Below are 16,371 nucleotides of genomic sequence, written 5' to 3'. Positions count from 1 at the left end.
GGACCGCCGCTCTCAGCCGGCGGCCGGCGGCCGCGCCGCGAACCGCGGCGGGGTGTACAGGTGCTCCCCGACCCGCTTCACGAGCCGGGCCATCTCATAGGCGATCAGGCCGATGTCGGCACTCGCCGCGCTGAGGACGGCAAGGCACGAGCCGTCCCCGGCGGCCGCGACGAAGAGGAACCCCTCGTCCATCTCCACCATCGTCTGGCGCACGCCCCCGACGTGGAAGTGCCGGCCCGCGCCCTTCGCCAGACTGTGGAATCCGGAGGCCACGGCGGCCAGGTGCTCCGCGTCCTCCCGGCTGAGCGCACTGGACGCGCCCACCGCCAGGCCGTCGTTGGACAGGACCACGGCATGCCGGACCTCGCGGACCCGGACCACCATGTCGTCCAGCAGCCAGTCCAGTTCGCCGGACCTGCGGACGCCGTCGAGGTCGAATCTCTGGTGCTCGATCATCACACTTCTCCTTCGCTGCCTGCGTGGGCACCGGTTTCCCGGGCACCGGTCTCCTGGGCCCCGCGGACCCAGCCGGCCCGGTAGGCCGCCATCCGGTCCCGGGCCTGCTCCGGGCTGCGCCCCGGCGGTTCCTCGGACGGGCGCGCCCCGGCCGGGGCCTTCGGGGCGGGGGTCTCGCGCAGCTGCGGGACCAGGCTGGCCTGGCGTACGCGGCGCGGCAGTTCGGTGACCGAGGCGTCGGGCACGGCGGCGGAGCCTCCGGCGAGCCGCGGGGCGGGTGCGGGCGCAGGGGCCGGAGCCGGAGCCGGAGCCGGTGCGGGAGCGGGAGCGGAATCCGGCGACGGCGCCGCCGGGTTCTCCGTACGGGCGATCGGGCCCCCGGGGCCCCGCGGCCGCAGCGGGGCCACCGGGGCCGGGCGCGGCTCCTCCCGTACGGGGCTGCGGTCCGGGAGCGGGATGCCGCGCCCGTCCTCCCGTACCGCCGAGCGGCGGGCGTCCTCCCGTACGACGGTCATCACGGGCGGCTGCGGTGCCGGCTCCCCCCGTCCCGCCGGGGCCTCGGCCAGCGGGTCCCGGTTCCTGGCCGCCGCCGGCGCGGAGCCGGTCTCGATCGCTCCCTGGAGCAGGGAGTTCGGCAGGAGCACCACGGCGGTGGTGCCCCCGTACGGTGACGTGCGCAGGTGCACCCGCACACCGTGCCGGGCCGAGAGCCGGCTGACCACGAACAGCCCGAGCCGGTCGCTGTCGAACAGGTCGAGGGCCTCGGACTGCTCGATGCGCCGGTTGGCCTCCTGGAGGGTCTCGCGGCCCATGCCGAGCCCGCGGTCCTCGACCTCCAGGACGTATCCGGCGCCGACGGGCTCGCCGCTGACGCGGACCTTGGTGTGGGGCGGGGAGAACTGGGTTGCGTTCTCGATGAGTTCGGCGAGCAGGTGCGTGAGGTCGGCGACGGCGCCGCCGATCACGGCGGCCTCCGCCAGCTGGCGGACCTCGACGCGCGGGTAGTCCTCGATCTCGGAGACGGCGGCCCGTACGACGTTGGTCAGTGGGACCGGCATCCGCCAGGCGCGCCCGGGAGCGGCGCCCGACAGGATGATCAGGCTCTCGGCGTGGCGGCGCATCCGCGTCGTGAGGTGGTCGAGGCGGAAGAGGTCGCCGAGTTCGCCGGGGTCGTCGGCGCGCCGCTCCATCGAGTCGAGCAGGGTGAGCTGCTTGTGCACCAGGACCTGGCTGCGGCGGGCGAGGTTGACGAAGACGCCGCTCACGCCGCTGGCGAGCTCGGCGCGCTCGACGGCTGCGCTCAGGGCGGCCCGGTGGACGGTGGCGAGCGCCTCGCCGACCTGGGTGATCTCGTCGTCGGCGGGCGGCGGGGGCGGGGTCTCGGCGTCGACGTCGATGTCCTGGCCGGCCCGCAGCCGGTCCATGGCGTGCGGGAGCTTGCGGTGGGCGATCTCCAGGGCGGTGTTGCGCAGCGAGACGAGTTCCACGACGAGGGCGCGGCCGATGCGCACGGAGATGACGAGGGAGGCGGCGACGGCGGCGAGGCCCAGCAGTACGGCGGCCCCGGCGGGACTGAGCCCGGCCTGGGCAAGGGGGTCGGTGCGGTCGGCGGCTGCGGCGTGGGCGGCGGCCTCGATCTCGCGCAGGGAGGCGCTGATGCTCGTGTACGCGGCGTCCCAGCCGGCCGGCACGCCGCGGGCCGCGTCCTTGGCCGACCCGGTGGCCGCGGCGCCGGCCGACCCGGCCGTCCCCGAGGCGGTTCCCGCCGCGACCATCCGGTCCTCGGCGGCGGTCAGCTCGGCGTAGGGGGCGCTCCTGGCCACGGACTGCCAGGCGGCCTGCTGGGCGGCGGGCAGGTCGTCTGCGGAACTCGCGGTGAGGGCGCGGCGGGTCTCGATGACGCCGGTGAGGCGCCGAAGCGTTTCGGCGGTGCGCGGGCCGGGCGCCGCGATCAGCGCGTCCTCACGGGAGAGGAGTTCCCCGGCGCGGGCGAATTCGAGCAGGACGCGGGCGTCGGGGCCGAGTTCGGCCTTCTGGCCGCCGGAGAGGGAGCCGGCGACGGAGAGGGCGCTGTCCACCACGCGGGTGTACGTCTCGTACGCCGCGTCCGGGGTCGCACGCCGGTCCGCGACGTCCTTGCGGGTGGAGCCGAGTCCTTCCGCAGCCGCAACGAAGGCCCCGAGGCGGACGACGACTTCGGTGGGGTAGTCGCCGGACTCGGCGACGGTGTGCCGGTCTCCGAGCCGCAGCCGCGCGACCGCGGCGTCGGTGCGCCGCGACTGCTGCTCCAGGGCGGCGCCCTGGTCGGCGGCGGGGTCGGCCAGGTGGCGGACGGCGGCGCGCCGTTCGGCCTGGAGCTCGGTGACGGCGGCCGCGACGGGGGTGCGTATCTGCTCGTCGACCTGCTGGACGCGGCTGAGGCGGGCGATGTCCTGGGCGGTGCTGACGGTCGCGAAGCCCCAGAGGGCGAGCAGCGATACGACGGGGACCATCAGGAGCGACACGATCTTCGCGCGGACGGTGGCGGGGCGCAGCCGCAGCCGGCGGGACCCGCCGTCGGCATCGGCCGCCGGGCCGGGCCGGCCGGCCTGCCGGTCCTCGTGCGCCGCAGGCTCCTCGGCGGGCGGTCCGGCGTGGGCCCGGCGGCCGCGCGCCGGGGGCGCGGGCAGCTGCGGCGCTGCTGCTTCCGGTGGTCTGCGGGGTGTGCGCATGGGCTCCTCGTTCGGGGTGCGGTCCAGCGGGGTCGAGTCGGGCCGGCAGGCCGGTGGGGCGGTCGGGCCCGGGTCAGCGGTTCAGCGGGCCGGCGCGGCCGGGGCAGCCGGGGCGGCCGGGGCGGCCGAGCCGCGCACCGGCTCGCGCAGGTGCCGGGCGGCCGAGGCGGAGGCGGCACGCTCGTCCGCGGTCGGGGAGAGCGCGACGAACGCGGAGGTGATGAAGAGGTACGAGCCGAGCCCGACGGCGAGCGGGAAGATGAACTGCATCGCGGTGGCGCCCGGCAGGGCGTGGTCCGAGGGGACGACGCGGACGGCGACCGCCATCATCCCGGTGTAGTGCATGCTGCTGACGGCGGCGCCCATGACGAGCGAGGCGACGGCCACGGCGGCCGGCGCCTTGATGTTGAGCGCGGCCCACAGCGCGGCGGTGGCCGCGACGACGGCGATGGCGACCGAGAGCCCGACCATGAGCGGGTCGTACGAGATGCTGCCGTGCAGGCGCAGGGCGGCCATGCCGAGGTAGTGCATGCTGGCGACGCCGAGGCCGGTGGTGAGCCCGCCGAGGACCAGGGAGCGGCCGCGGACCTTGCCGTAGCCGACGGCGAAGACGCCGGCGCCGACGACGATCACGGCGACGAGCAGGCTGAGAACGGTCAGCGGCACGTTGTAGTGGATCTCGGTGCCGGTGACGTGGAAGCCGAGCATCGCGACGAAGTGCATCGTCCAGATGCCGGTGCCGATGGCGGAGGCCGCGGTGAGGAGCCAGTTGCGGCGGGAGGATGCGGTCGTCGCGGCGAGTGCGCGGACGGTGCAGCGCAGCCCGAGGGCGGCGCCGATGGATGCCATCACATATGACAGTACGGGTGTCAGCCAGCCATAGGCCGCGTGGTCGAGGTGTCCCATGGCCCCGGGACGCTAGTCCGGGTGAGGGCACGAACAAGGGGAGCATTTCGAAAGCAGCTGGAACTGCTGGAATATGACAGAGCTACGTTCATCTTCGATCACGCCACGTGCCACCTTGCGCACGCACCGCACGCACCGCACGCACCGCATGCACGGCACACGCAGCTCGCACCGCCGACGCCCCGGGCACAAGCCCGTGCGGGATCATGTCCGCATGAGCGAAGACCACACGCACGTACAGGAGTTCTTCGGGGCACGCGCCGCCGACTGGGACCGGAAGTTCCCGGACGACGGGCCCGCGTTCACGACCGCCGTGGCCGAGTCCGGCCTGCGCCCCGGGGAGCGCGTGCTCGACGCGGGCTGCGGAACCGGGCGGGCGCTGCCGGCGCTGCGCGCCGCCGTCGGCCCAGCCGGCACCGTGCTCGGCGCGGACCTCACCCCGCAGATGCTGGCCGCCGCGCGGCGGGCCGGCCGGGACGCGGCGGGCACGCTGCTGCTCGCGGACGTGGCCCGGCTGCCCCTGCGCGACGGGGTGCTCGACGCCGTCTTCGCGGCAGGGCTGATCGCGCACCTGCCCGACCCGGAGGCGAACCTGCGCGAGCTCGCCCGCGTCGTGCGCCCCGGCGGCCGGCTGGCCCTGTTCCACCCGATCGGGCGAGCCGCACTCGCGGCCCGGCAGGGACGCGAGCTGACGCCGGACGACCAGCGGGCCGAGCACAACCTCCGCCCGCTGCTGGCCGGTTCGGGCTGGGACATGACCTCGTACGCCGACGAGGACGCCCGCTTCCTGGCGCTCGCGGTGCGCCGCGCCTGACCGCACACCGCTCACACACCTTGTACGTCGGCACCTCGCCCGGGGTCCGGGGAGGTGCCCCGGATCACGCCGGAGGCTGGGCCTCGGCCCCGGCCGGCCTGCGGGGATGCGGCACGGGGCATCCCCCCGAGCCGGGCACGGGAAAGGTGCCGAGCTCGCCCACGTCGTAGCCGTGGGGGTAGCCCTTGATCTCCGGGTTCTGCCGGGCGTAGTGCGGGGCCTTGCGCGGCGGCAGCAGCCGGACGGCGCGGCCGCGCAGCTTCAGGGCGCCCCGGAACAGCGCCTTGACCTGGGGGCGGGGGCTCTCGTAGCGGAAGGCGGACAGCAGCGGCTCGTCGAGGAGGGAGAGGCTCAGTGCGCGCACCGCGGGGGCGAGCGGGGCCGGGTACCAGGAGGCCATCAGGCCGATGGTGGAGTCGGCTACCTTGCGGCCGCCCTCGTCCCAGCCGAAGTGGGCCTCCTCGTAGGCGTTCAGGGTCTCCTCGAACTCCTCGTAGGAGCCCGGGATGTCCGTGATACCCATGTGCCGACCGAGTTCGGCGTAGTAGTTCGCGCTGGCACGGCGCTCGTGGTGGGTCATCGGGCGCCAGCCGTAGGCGTCCAGCCAGCGCACCGGAATCACCACGAACGTGCACAGGACGTAGCGCATGTCCTCGTTGCCGATGTCGTAGGCACGGTGCATCTGGTTGACGCGGCGGATCGCGGTGCGCGCGGTCTCGCTCTCGAATCCGTGCTCCACGACGGCGTCGAGGAGCAGCGCGGTGTCGTCGTAGCGTTTCTGCGGGCGGTCGGTGAACTCGGCGGTCTCGGCCAGCAGGCGGCCGATGCCGGGCACCGCGTAGGTGCGGAAGAGGGCGAGCTCCAGCGCGCGGGTGAAGTCCCAGGGGAACTCGTAGGTGGCGGTGAGCCGGTAGATGGTGAGGAAGTCCTTGTCGGGGTCGAGACGGAGGATCTCCCTCAGCCGGTCGTAACGCTGCACCGGGTGTCCCTTTCTGTGGCGGGGACCCAACTCTACGTGCAGGTGGCGGGCTTGGAAATCGTCGCCCGCAGGCTCTCGACGCGGGGGTTACCCGCTGGTTAGGGTGCGCCGACGAGAGAGCGACCGGGAGGCCACGTGTCCGACGAGGAGGAGGGCGGTTCGCTCTATGTGCTGACCGCCGTGCTGCTGACCCCTGCGCAGTTCCCGGGCATCCTGGGCGACGATTTCCCGGAGGCCTGCGCGCTGCTGGGCGTGAAGCCGGTGGCGCGGGGGTACGGGCTGGTACTCGGCCAGGACGAGGAGGGTGCGCGCTGGACCGTCGTCGTGGACGACGTCTCCCTCGTGGCCATGGCGATCGCCTCCTGGGACTGCGGCATGGAGTACGACCTGTCGCCGGACGAGCGGACGATCGTGGTCTCGCTGGCGGGCTGGCCGCTGGACCTGTCGGTGGCGACGCCGGGAATCCCTGATCCGCACGATCCGGAGCAGGGCGCCGACGGCACCGGGCGGGTGCCGCTGGCGCCGCCCTCCGCCGAGGCGTGGGGTCCGGTGCAGCGGCGCATGGGCGCGGACCAGATCGCCCGGGAGTGGTCCGACTGGCGCGAGCGCGTCGCGACGGACGGCGGGGCGGCGGCTGCGGCGCACCCCGGGCTCGCGCGGGCGCTCGAGGAGGCCGTGGAGTACACGCAGAGCCCGCCGCCGCCCGGGCGGGTGCGGTCGTCCTTCGCGGACGAGGGCGCGCGGACCCTGCGGGTGGACGGACCCGGGTGGTCGCTGGTGGCCCGGACCGACGGCGCGGCCTTCGTACTGCTGGACGAGGAGGCGGGCGAGGTGCTCGCGGTCCCCCTCGAAGGGGATCCCGATCGCGGTCTGCCGAAACTGCCGGAGCTGCTGACGGCGCTGGACCGCATCGCCGTACGCCCGGCCTGAACCCGAGGGAGACGCTGTGCTGGTGGAGTCGGAGCCGGTGGCCGTGGTCGTGGGCGGCCGCGCGGAGGTCGTCGACGACGACTGGGGGCGGGAGACGGCCGTGATCCGCCTGGACGCCGGACGGTTCGGCCCGGAGGCCCTGTACGGGCTGGCGGAGTTCTCGCACCTCGAGGTCGTCTTCCACTTCGACCGCGTCCCGGTGGAGAAGATCGAGACGGGCGCACGGCACCCCCGGGGCAACCCGGACTGGCCGCTGGTCGGCATCTTCGCGCAGCGCGGCAAGAACAGGCCGAACCGGCTGGGCCTCTCCCGGTGCCGGATCCTGAAGGTGGACGGCCTCGACGTGCACGTGGAGGGTCTGGACGCGGTGGACGGCACCCCGGTGCTCGACCTGAAGCCGTACCTGGCCGAATTCGGCCCGCGCGGGGAACCGCACCAGCCGGAGTGGGCCACGACGCTGATGCGGGACTACTACTGACCCGGGGCCGCAGCGCCGCGGCGCGGGCCCACACGCTCCGTCCCGACCCGGACCGCCGGGCCGACCCCGGGCAGTAGCGGTCGTCGCCGGATCCGGCCGCGCCCGCTCAGCGGCCGAGCTGCTTCCTGGATATACCCCGCAGACGACGCCGCTGGGAGGAGTCCAGCAGCAGATAGGCGGCCGCCGGCACCCCGATCAGGACCAGCAGCCCTGCCCAGAACCCGACCGTCCAGAACAACACGATGGCTGCCGCGACTCCGGCAACCGCGACCTTGCCGCGCTTGGACATCTGCGGACACCTCCAGCTGTCGTCGACCACTACCCCCTCAACGCGTCACCGCGACTGCGCGTTCCCGGGCCCCGGGGCTGCGGCGGTCCCGGCCCTGCCGGCGCCGCGGACGACCGCGCGCCGGGCCGGACCGCCGGGCCGGACCGCCCGGCGGGAGTGCCGCCCGGCAGGGCCTGGCGGCGTTTCGGCGCCGCATGGCCGACGTGGTGCTTGCCGGGACCCGGGACCGGGACGACGATGGGGCGCTCCGGGTACCGCGGCACCACGGGAGGGTGAGATGGACGATCCGTCGGTGGCGCTGCCGGGCGGGACGGATCCCGCCGAGCGCACGCGCGTGCTGCGGCGGGCGCACACCGCGTTCACGCAGGACGGGCTGGTCGAGGCCCCGGTCCGGGCCGTGATCGCGAAGTCCTGGCGGCGGTGCGCCCGGGCCCGGGTCGGCCCGGAGTGCACGCCCCGGGTGGATCTGGCGGAGGCGGAACTGCGGTCGTACCGCGCGCAGCACCCGCTGGCCCGGGTGATGCCGGTGTTCCGGGACCTCGTGGGGGCCTTCGCGGCGCAGGGCGCCCATCTCCTGGCGGTGTGCGACGCGCGGGGCAGCCTGCTGTGGGTGGAGGGCGAGACGGCCGCGCTGCGCCGGGCGGAGGGCCTCGGCTTCGTACCGGGCACGCGCTGGGCCGAGACGGCGATGGGGACCAACGCACCGGGAACGGCGGTCGCGCTCGGGGAACCGGTCCAGGTCTTCGGCGCCGAGCACTTCAGCCGCCCGGTCCACCCCTGGACGTGTGCGGCGGCCCCGGTGCGCGACCCCCGTACCGGCAGGCTGCTCGGCGCGGTGGACATCACCGGCGGCGACGGCCTGGCCCATCCGCACTCCCTCGCCTTCGTGCAGGCGGTGGCCCGGGCCGCGGAGGCCCAGCTGGCGCTGCTGGACCCGTTCCCGCAGGCCGCCGGGGACACCCTGGGCGCCCTGGGCCGGGACGAGGCCCTGCTGGTCGGCGGTGACGGCGCCAGGATCCGCCTGGGGCGGCGCCACAGCGAGATCATGGCGCTGCTCGCCCATCACCCCGAGGGACTGTCGGGTGAGGAGCTGGCGATCGCGCTGTACGAGGACGAGTCGGTGTCACCGGTGACCCTGCGCGCCGAAATGTCACGGCTGCGCGGGCTGTTGGGGGCCCGGGCCCCGCTCTCGCGGCCCTACCGTACGGCGGCGCCGCTGGAGGCGGACTTCACCGTCGTGACCCGCCACCTGGCGGCCGGCGCCGTGTCGGCGGCGCTCCACCACTACGCGGGCCCGCTGCTCCCCGGTTCGACCGCACCGGGCATCGTGCGGCTGCGGCGCCGGATCGAGGACCAGGCACGGGCTGCCGTGATCGCCCGGGCGGACGCGGCGCTGCTGACCGACTGGGTGTGCACCCCGTGGGGCGCGGACGATCCGGCGGTGTGGCGGGCGCTGGCCGCGGCGCTGCCACCGGAGGGACGCCCGGCCGCGCAGGCCCGCGTACGGGCCCTCGACAGCGAACTCGGCACCACAGGACCCCACCCCGCCACCGCACCCGCACTCTGCGCCCCACCACCCCCCGCCCGGCGGGATCCGGCGCCGCCGCGCCGTGCAACGTATCCGCAACCCGGTCGCTCCTAGCCTCCTCGCGAGCGCTGTCCGACGGCGGACGGCGCCCGGCAAGGGGAGGACACCATGGCCCGTTACGCTGCGCCCGGTACCGAAGGCGCGCTCATGTCGTACGCGTCCCGCTACGGCCACTTCATCGGCGGCGAGTACGTCGAGCCCGCCCTCGGCGGGTACTTCGCCGATCCCTCCCCCGTGAACGGCCTGCCGTTCACCGAGGTGGCACGGGGCACGGCCGAGGACGTGGAGCGGGCACTCGACGCGGCGCACGCAGCCGCGCCCTCCTGGGGGCGCACCTCGGTCACCGACCGCTCGACCGTCCTGCTGCGCATCGCGGACCGGATGGAACAGAACCTGGAGGCCCTGGCCGTCGCGGAGACCTGGGAGAACGGCAAGCCGATCCGGGAGACCCTCGCCGCCGACATTCCTCTGGCCATCGACCAGTTCCGCTATTTCGCGGGCGCACTGCGCGCCCAGGAGGGCGCGCTCAGCCAGCTCGACGACGACACCGTGGCCTACCACTTCCACGAGCCACTGGGCGTGGTCGGGCAGATCATCCCGTGGAACTTCCCGATCCTGATGGCGGTGTGGAAGCTGGCTCCGGCGCTCGCGGCGGGCAACACGGTGGTGCTGAAGCCGGCCGAGCAGACCCCGGCCTCGGTGCACTACTGGCTGAGCCTGGTGGCGGACCTGCTGCCGCCGGGTGTGGTGAACATCGTCAACGGCTTCGGCGAGGAGGCGGGCAAGCCGCTGGCGTCCAGCCCGCGCGTGGCGAAGATCGCGTTCACCGGGGAGACGTCCACGGGGCGGCTGATCATGCAGTACGCGGCGGAGCACCTCAAGCCGGTCACCCTCGAACTCGGCGGCAAGAGCCCCAACCTCTTCTTCGACGACATCTGGACCACCGACGACGACCTGCGCGACAAGGCCCTGGAGGGGTTCAGCATGTTCGCCCTCAACCAGGGCGAGGTGTGCACGAGCCCCTCCCGCGCCCTGATCGAGCGCGGCCGGTACGGCGACTTCCTCGACGCGGCGGTGGCCCGCACCGAACTGATCGTGCCGGGGCATCCGCTGGACACGGACACGATGATCGGCGCGCAGGCCTCCGAGGAGCAGCTGCGCAAGGTCCTGTCGTACGTGGAGATCGGCCAGCAGGAAGGCGCGAAGATCCTCACCGGTGGCCGGCGGATCGACCACGGCGGCGACCTGGCGGGCGGCTTCTACGTGGAGCCGACCATCTTCGAGGGCGACAACCGGATGCGGATCTTCCAGGAGGAGATCTTCGGCCCGGTCGTTTCGGTGACGTCCTTCCAGGACTTCGACGACGCCGTCCGCATCGCCAACGACACCGCGTACGGCCTGGGCGCCGGCGTGTGGACCCGCGACATCAACACCGCCTACCGCGCGGGCCGTGCGATCCAGGCGGGCCGCGTCTGGACGAACTGCTACCACGCCTACCCGGCCCACGCCGCCTTCGGCGGCTACAAGCAGTCGGGCATCGGCCGCGAGACCCACAAGATGATGCTGGAGCACTACCAGCAGACGAAGAATCTCCTCGTCTCGTACTCGCCGAAGAAGCTCGGATTCTTCTAGGAGCACGAGAAACGGCGCCTGACCTGGGCTTTTGCCCGTCAGGCGCCGTTGGCGTGACCCGCTCGACGCGGATATCAATTTTTCCTGTTCCTCCCAGTTCCTCCCGCGCCTCTCCCACTCCAGACCGGCTGTTCCGGACCAGTCACGGACCAAACTTGACTCACGGGGTGGGCGGCACGCCCTTGCTGACGCGGTCCCACTCCTCCATGGACTGCTCGATGAGACGGTTGGCTTGCTCCTGAACGCCATCGAGGAACTTGGCGTAGTACTTGAACAGGACATGGATGCTGTGACCAGCCCGCCGCGCACACTCAGCAGGGTCAACACCCGAGTGGAGCCAGAACGAGATCCCGGCATGCCGGAGGTCGTAGGGCCGCTTCGCCAGGCCGGCCGCGAGCTCCGTGCGGGTCAGGACGTACTCCCGCGCCCTCGACCACGTGATCCCGTACGCCGCCGCCTCCACGTAGTTGCCTGCCTGGTTCTGGAACAGCCGCCCGTCCGGGGCGACACCGAAGCGCTCGACGTGGGCACGCAGGACGCGGACGAACTGCGGCGGAATGGGAACGGGGCGAGTCGCCGTCGCAGCACGGCGCTTGAGCGAGTGGACTTCGTAGACCTCACCGTCGTCCGTCCAGTCCTTGCCCGCCGTGACGACGCCACCCGTCAGGTTGAGCAAACCCCATCCTGTCTCAGGCAAGTGGCACTGCTCGAGACGGAGGTGAATCACCTCAGCCGGCCGCATGGCCGCGAAGTACATACAGCCGAAGAACGCCTCGAGATGGGGGCCACGGCCCCGATGTTGCCCCACCGCCGCAAGCAAGCGAGCGACCTGGAGCGGGTTGGGCACAGAAGCCGGGTCGACCTCGTCCTCGACCGACGGAGCGTTCCACCTGATCCCCGCAAGGGGGTTATCGACGAAGTATCCGTTCTCCACAGCCATGTTGAGCACTTCACTGAACGCCGACCGCTTGCGACGCGTGGTCTTGGCTGCAGCAGGCTTCCCATCCAGCTTGAGGCACAGCGCGTCCAGCGCTCGACGCATGACGGCGGCCTCGTTCAGGGAACCAAGGGGCAGGGAATTCCTCTTGACCCAATCGAGCGCCTTCCTCCACTCCTCGGGCGGCTCCTGCTCCCACGCCTTCTTGTTGAACGCGTAGGAGTACAGCGCCCGCCGCAGCACCCTCGGCTCCGGATAGACGGATCCCGGACGAACCAAGGCGGGGGTGACGGTGGCAAACGCGTCTGCAAGGGTTCGACGCGTGTTCCCGGGCGTCCGAGCCCACCGCTGCTCGAGGTACTCATGCGCGAGGTCGTACCATGTCGTCTTCTGCCGTAGCGCTCGCAGCTCCGACGACGGCAGCCCCGACTCTTCGTCAAATGCCTCGCCTTCGCGGGCTGCCGTCATCAGCTTCGAACGCCGACTCTCGGCAAGGCCGAAGGTCATGAACGACTCTGACTTTTCGAGCCCGCTGACCGTCCACCGCACCATGAATGGCTTACGCCGATCCGGGCGCTCACGTATGTCCCAGAAGCGAACGTTGTAACTCAGCGCCAAGTGTCAGAATCCTTCTCGCAAGCCTCCCACCAGGCATCCAGATCGGAACGACGGCACCTGAGTTCACCATTTGGCAGTTTGATCATGCTGGGCGCGTTCCCCCGCGCACGCATCCGATAGAACGCCGACGGACTCATGCGGATTTCTGCCAGAACCTCCGCAAGTTTCAAGGCAGGCGGGCGAGCCATACTTCTCCTCATCTCTGCATATCAGGTGGCCTCGATCGCAAGGCAGGAAAGCGCATTGCATTCCGACCCCCACGGCGGGTGGACAGCTGCGTTCGCTTCGCCCCACCGCCAAGTGCAGCAACTGCGAACAGAGGCAATGGTCCGCACAATCCCAGGTTTCGGAAACCGGGGATCATCCGCTATATTTCGCGCCGCCGCCGACGGCGCCACCCGGACGGGCTGCATAAGCGAGCCTTCGGGTACCTCCGCTGCTCACTACAAGGCCGGCAACCTGGACCTCTGAGCGCACGAACAGGACTCTCAAGCAGCTGCCCTCCTTGGACTACGACGCGGTGACGTAATGCAGAGCGCCCTGGAACGACGGATGATCGGGGAGGTTGTAGATTGACATGCACCTGCGAGATGTTCCAGTCCTGTTGGGCCCGTCGCCGTCTGCCGTGAGCGATCTGGTCTCGGAGGCACGACTGCCTGCTACGCGGGCCCGTCGACGACCAAATCCATGACTCCTGGAAATCAAATTGGCAGCGGCCCTAATTCGACGTTGGACTCCATGTCAGGACGAACCATTCAATGGTCTCGGCCTGGGCGTCGACCGCGGCCAGGAGGCGTCGTGCGGGCGGGCGACACTGGCGAGGAGTTCGATGACGGAGAGGGCCACGGCGACCAGGACGCCGAGCATGAGGGCGCCGGGACTCAACCGAGGGCCAGGAGGAGTCCGCAGAGCGGGAGGCCGCAGGCCGGAACTGGCCCAGCTCGATCAGGCGGACGACGGTGTAGGCGACGCTCGCGGCGAGGAGGCCAGCAGGGGTTCGGGTCAGCAACGGTCCGAGGATGAGCAGAACGACCGCTGCGCAGGCGGCTGACGATGGAGTCACGCTGGCGGAGTCGGCGAGAGGCCAAGGTCGAGCCGCACCTTGTACACGGCAAGACCCTGGAAGGGCGGCTGGACGGTGCTCTGCGGCACGAGACCTCCGGCTGTCAGGGCGCCCGCATCAACTCCCCCAGGCGAGCCGGGCATCAGCGCACCGGGTCAGCGTTCGGCGGCGTCCTTCCAGTAGTCCTCCAGCATCTCCCCGGGCCACGCGGGCTGCGTAACGGCGCCCCTCGGCAGGAATTCCTCGAAGACGGCCACCAGGTCCACTACCAGGGTGCCCTCGTCGGCGTCGAGGTCGGTGACGTGCAGGTCTCGCCCGTCGATGCGGAGCAGCCGCGGGAACGACGTCGCGAGCCGGGCCGGGCGCCGGTGGTTGTGGTGCACGAAGGTGCCCGTCGCCGGCCACGCCGGATTGTCGCGCGGACTGCGGGCGTGGAGAGCAACGTCGTCGGGAGAGCCGAAGTTGAAGAACCAGGTGACCTGGAGGTGGGAGAACTCCTCGATCCCCTGCAGCGTCTCCACCGGGTACTCCGGGCGCAGGCGAATGATCGACTCGACACCGCCCTTGAAGTCGTCAAGCCGCCCCTTGTGGCCTCCGACCACGTCGGCGATCACCGGCACCTCGATGGACTTTGCGGACACGCCTTCCCCCTTCTCCGCTCGCGACACAGCAAGGCGGTCGACCACTGGACGTCCGCCTTCACCACCATGGCGCCGTCAGGCTACTCGTTCGAGTACGGCCTTGGCGCGCTCGTCGATCTCCGCCGCCGCGCTGATCCCCCGGTTACGGAAGGGGGACAGCACCCTTCGCATGTTCACGGCGGCCTCACGCACTCGGCCCGACTGCACGCCTTCCATTGCGTCCAGCGCCTGTGCCCACGTCATGCACGCGGCCTCGACGTTGCCCTTGCGGGCCTGCAGCGTGCCCATGTAGCCCAACGTCACCGCATGGGTACGGCTGAAGGTGTCGGCCTTCCGTGTCAGCACGCTGTTGTTGAACTCTCGGAGCGCTCCGTCGAGATCGCCTAGCGTCCACAGGGTGCGCGCGGTCTCGTGGGCCAGGGATGCCCGCTGGAAGAACCACACCCGACTCGGATCCTCGTCACCGGCGCCCGCCGCAGCAAGGTCGTCCTCGGCCCGTAGGAGTGCTGCGATCGCCGCCCGTTTCTGCCCATCGGCGGCAAGGCTGCGTGCTTGCACCACACCGAGCAGTGCCCTCTCGCGGGGTGTCGCCAACGTATACCGCTTCCGTTCGACGGAGGCCGTGGCGAGGTCGACAGCAGTCTGCGGGTGGCCGAGGTCCGTTGCCTGGTGAGCCATCGCCCGCAGGATATGGCCGGCGAGCGGAGCATCGTCGGCTTCGGCCGCCAGCTTGAGGGCCAGGGTGAAGTAGCGCCGCCCGGCTTCGTGGTGTGAGGCGTCGAAGCTCATCCAGCCGGCGACGTACACCGCCTCTGAGGCGGCGGCGAGGAGTGCGCGGCGAGTGTCGTCGCTGGTGAACACCCCGCCGATGTATCTGGCGACATCATCGACAAGGTACTGGTAGAGAGCCGTGCGGCCGTCCATGCCGCCGTGTCGCTGGTCTCGCCGAGAGAAGAACTCCGTCATCTCACGTACAGCGCTGACCTCTGCGGCCCCAACCCGGCGGCTCGTCGCGGCCTGCCGGGACTCCGCCCGCTGAGGAGCCTCGTCCCACCACTGCTGTCCAGGCAGGGTCAGGCCGCCCACCGAGTAGGCGGCACCGACCAGCAGCCGGCGGCGTTCGAGGTCCACGTCGCTTCTCCCAAGGTCTACCAGCGCAGTCAGCGTATCGACGTGCCACTCGGATGCCGCGGCCGCACCCATGTCCGTTAAGGAGAGCCCGATTTCGGCTGCGGTGACGGGGCGTTGAAGCCGACGCGACAACGTCTCGCACAAGATAGAGGGCGCTCTACCGGAGGGCTGGGTGCCTGCCACCCACATGGCGACGTGCGAGCGGCTCGTTCCCAGCAATTCCTGCGCGCCGACCTCAGCCGCGACCCTCACGAAGGCGGCCGCCACCTTCGGCTGCGACCAGCCGGTTTCCGCGATCGCGTCGGCCAGCTTCACGTTTCGCTCGCGCGCCATCGTCTACCTCGGTTCACGAAAACGATCTTTGACGGGTTTGACGGCCTCGGTTGCCGTCCGGAGATACCGCCGCGGTGTGATTCACGGTTCGCTCTTGGTCAACGAAACCACCAACTGCCCTCGCTCGGGAGGAGACCGGTGAAGACCAGCCAGACGCCTGATGACTGCCTCCGACCCGTTCCGGGTAGCGGCGGCCCGCCTCCCTCAAGCCCGGCGCACAGCGCGAGAACCACCCGTCGGCGGCGGCACTTCAGCTGCAGAACCTCCACCGCTTCGAGTGCTCCGACTAGACGGCCGATCGAGCCCACCACGGGCGCAGGCACGAGCTGCGAGAGGGCGAGCATGGACGGAATCACGAGCCTGGGCAGCGTAATTGACGCCCCCGAGCAACAGACGAGCCTGAGGTTGGCGGCCAACGACAGGGCGCCGGGCAGGGCCCGGTCCTTCACCCGCAACGCGCTGACGGCTTGGGGTGCCGGAGACCTCCTCGATCAGGCCGTACTGATCGTCAGCGAGCTCACCACCAACGCCGAGCGGCACGGCCGGGCTCCCAACGCCAGCTGCGTCCTGCCCGCTATTGCGGACTGCGAGCCCGTCGATGAGATCACGCTGACGCTCGCTCTACAGGACGGCGTCGTGGGGATCGAGGTGGAGGACAAGTCCCCGCAGCCTCCGGTGCCGCGCATTCCCTCGCTCTACGCCATCAGCGGGCGCGGTCTGTGCCTCGTGTCGGCGATGGCCGACGTGTGGACGGCCTGCCCCCTGAAGGACGGCAGCGGAAAGCGTGTGATCGCCTTCATCAAGCGCGCGGATCCCCCCGTAACCCCCTGAGCCCCTCCCCTTGGAGATCACCTCATGCCATCTC

General features: G+C 71.7%; 15 protein-coding genes. 6 read left to right on the top strand and 9 right to left on the bottom strand.

The genetic code is table 11. From position 1 onward, the window contains the following. Positions 1–12: 12 nt before the first annotated feature. The 3 genes from ACFYXK_RS13250 to ACFYXK_RS13240 all read right to left on the bottom strand — a co-directional run bounded on the left by ACFYXK_RS13250 (position 13) and on the right by ACFYXK_RS13240 (position 4,073). Positions 13–456 (bottom strand): roadblock/LC7 domain-containing protein, encoded by a 444-nt coding sequence (locus ACFYXK_RS13250; protein ID WP_389411233.1) that lies wholly within the window; start codon positions 454–456, stop codon positions 13–15. Next, positions 456–3,167 (bottom strand): nitrate- and nitrite sensing domain-containing protein, encoded by a 2,712-nt coding sequence (locus ACFYXK_RS13245; RefSeq protein ID WP_389411232.1) that lies wholly within the window; start codon positions 3,165–3,167, stop codon positions 456–458. Before ACFYXK_RS13245 ends, ACFYXK_RS13250 begins: the two co-directional genes overlap by 1 nt. 81 nt (positions 3,168–3,248) lie before the next feature. Further along, positions 3,249–4,073, bottom strand: coding sequence for an MHYT domain-containing protein (locus ACFYXK_RS13240; protein ID WP_389411231.1), 825 nt, complete (start codon positions 4,071–4,073; stop codon positions 3,249–3,251). Between the two features lie 214 nt (positions 4,074–4,287). Here ACFYXK_RS13240 and ACFYXK_RS13235 point away from each other — a divergent pair, with 214 nt between their 5' ends. Further along, positions 4,288–4,887, top strand: a complete 600-nt coding sequence (locus tag ACFYXK_RS13235) for a class I SAM-dependent methyltransferase (RefSeq protein WP_389411230.1) — start codon at positions 4,288–4,290, stop codon at positions 4,885–4,887. A 64-nt stretch (positions 4,888–4,951) separates the two neighbouring features. On the opposite strand, the gene ACFYXK_RS13230 is transcribed toward ACFYXK_RS13235, so the two are convergent. Beyond that, a complete protein-coding gene (locus tag ACFYXK_RS13230; protein ID WP_389411229.1) occupies positions 4,952–5,866 on the bottom strand; it encodes an oxygenase MpaB family protein in 915 nt (304 codons plus the stop codon). Between the two features lie 135 nt (positions 5,867–6,001). Between ACFYXK_RS13230 and ACFYXK_RS13225 the strand changes: the two genes are divergently transcribed. Then, positions 6,002–6,796 (top strand): hypothetical protein, encoded by a 795-nt coding sequence (locus ACFYXK_RS13225; RefSeq protein WP_389411228.1) that lies wholly within the window; start codon positions 6,002–6,004, stop codon positions 6,794–6,796. Between the two features lie 22 nt (positions 6,797–6,818). After that, positions 6,819–7,274 carry an SAM-dependent methyltransferase gene (locus ACFYXK_RS13220; protein ID WP_389411342.1) on the top strand — a complete coding sequence of 152 codons (456 nt, stop codon included), beginning with the start codon at positions 6,819–6,821 and terminating at the stop codon, positions 7,272–7,274. 106 nt (positions 7,275–7,380) lie between these two features. Here the strand turns inward: ACFYXK_RS13220 and ACFYXK_RS13215 are convergent, their stop codons facing one another. Continuing rightward, complete coding sequence (locus tag ACFYXK_RS13215) at positions 7,381–7,563, bottom strand: hypothetical protein (RefSeq protein WP_030158088.1); 183 nt, start codon at positions 7,561–7,563, stop codon at positions 7,381–7,383. Positions 7,564–7,840: 277 nt separating this feature from the next. Here ACFYXK_RS13215 and ACFYXK_RS13210 point away from each other — a divergent pair, with 277 nt between their 5' ends. Both ACFYXK_RS13210 and ACFYXK_RS13205 read left to right on the top strand, forming a co-directional pair. Continuing rightward, entirely contained in the window at positions 7,841–9,205 is a 1,365-nt protein-coding gene (locus tag ACFYXK_RS13210; RefSeq protein WP_389411227.1) for a GAF domain-containing protein, read from the top strand. A gap of 54 nt (positions 9,206–9,259) precedes the next feature. Then, positions 9,260–10,783, top strand: coding sequence for an aldehyde dehydrogenase family protein (locus ACFYXK_RS13205; protein WP_389411226.1), 1,524 nt, complete (start codon positions 9,260–9,262; stop codon positions 10,781–10,783). Between the two features lie 160 nt (positions 10,784–10,943). Here ACFYXK_RS13205 and ACFYXK_RS13200 read toward each other — a convergent pair whose 3' ends face one another. From ACFYXK_RS13200 to ACFYXK_RS13185, 4 genes are all read right to left on the bottom strand, one after another. After that, complete coding sequence (locus ACFYXK_RS13200; protein WP_389411225.1) at positions 10,944–12,338, bottom strand: tyrosine-type recombinase/integrase; 1,395 nt, start codon at positions 12,336–12,338, stop codon at positions 10,944–10,946. After that, the gene (locus tag ACFYXK_RS13195; RefSeq protein ID WP_078632552.1) at positions 12,329–12,526 is read right to left on the bottom strand and encodes an AlpA family transcriptional regulator; all 198 of its coding nucleotides are present in this window, start codon (positions 12,524–12,526) and stop codon (positions 12,329–12,331) included. The genes ACFYXK_RS13200 and ACFYXK_RS13195 overlap by 10 nt, the downstream gene beginning before the upstream one ends. Positions 12,527–13,556: 1,030 nt before the next feature. After that, a complete protein-coding gene (locus ACFYXK_RS13190; RefSeq protein ID WP_389411224.1) occupies positions 13,557–14,042 on the bottom strand; it encodes a TrmO family methyltransferase in 486 nt (161 codons plus the stop codon). Positions 14,043–14,117: 75 nt separating this feature from the next. Then, positions 14,118–15,506: a Tat pathway signal protein gene (locus ACFYXK_RS13185; RefSeq protein WP_078632553.1), complete on the bottom strand. Its 1,389-nt coding sequence runs from the start codon at positions 15,504–15,506 to the stop codon at positions 14,118–14,120. A gap of 342 nt (positions 15,507–15,848) precedes the next feature. Here ACFYXK_RS13185 and ACFYXK_RS13180 point away from each other — a divergent pair, with 342 nt between their 5' ends. Continuing rightward, positions 15,849–16,337, top strand: coding sequence for an ATP-binding protein (locus tag ACFYXK_RS13180; RefSeq protein ID WP_389411223.1), 489 nt, complete (start codon positions 15,849–15,851; stop codon positions 16,335–16,337). The last annotated feature ends 34 nt before the right edge of the window (positions 16,338–16,371 follow it).

The sequence above is a fragment of the Streptomyces sp. NPDC002209 genome, assembly GCF_042890265.1.
GTDB lineage: Bacteria > Actinomycetota > Actinomycetes > Streptomycetales > Streptomycetaceae > Streptomyces.
The sequence above is the reverse complement of the archived record's forward strand: the minus strand, read 5'-3'. Positions and strand labels throughout refer to the sequence as shown.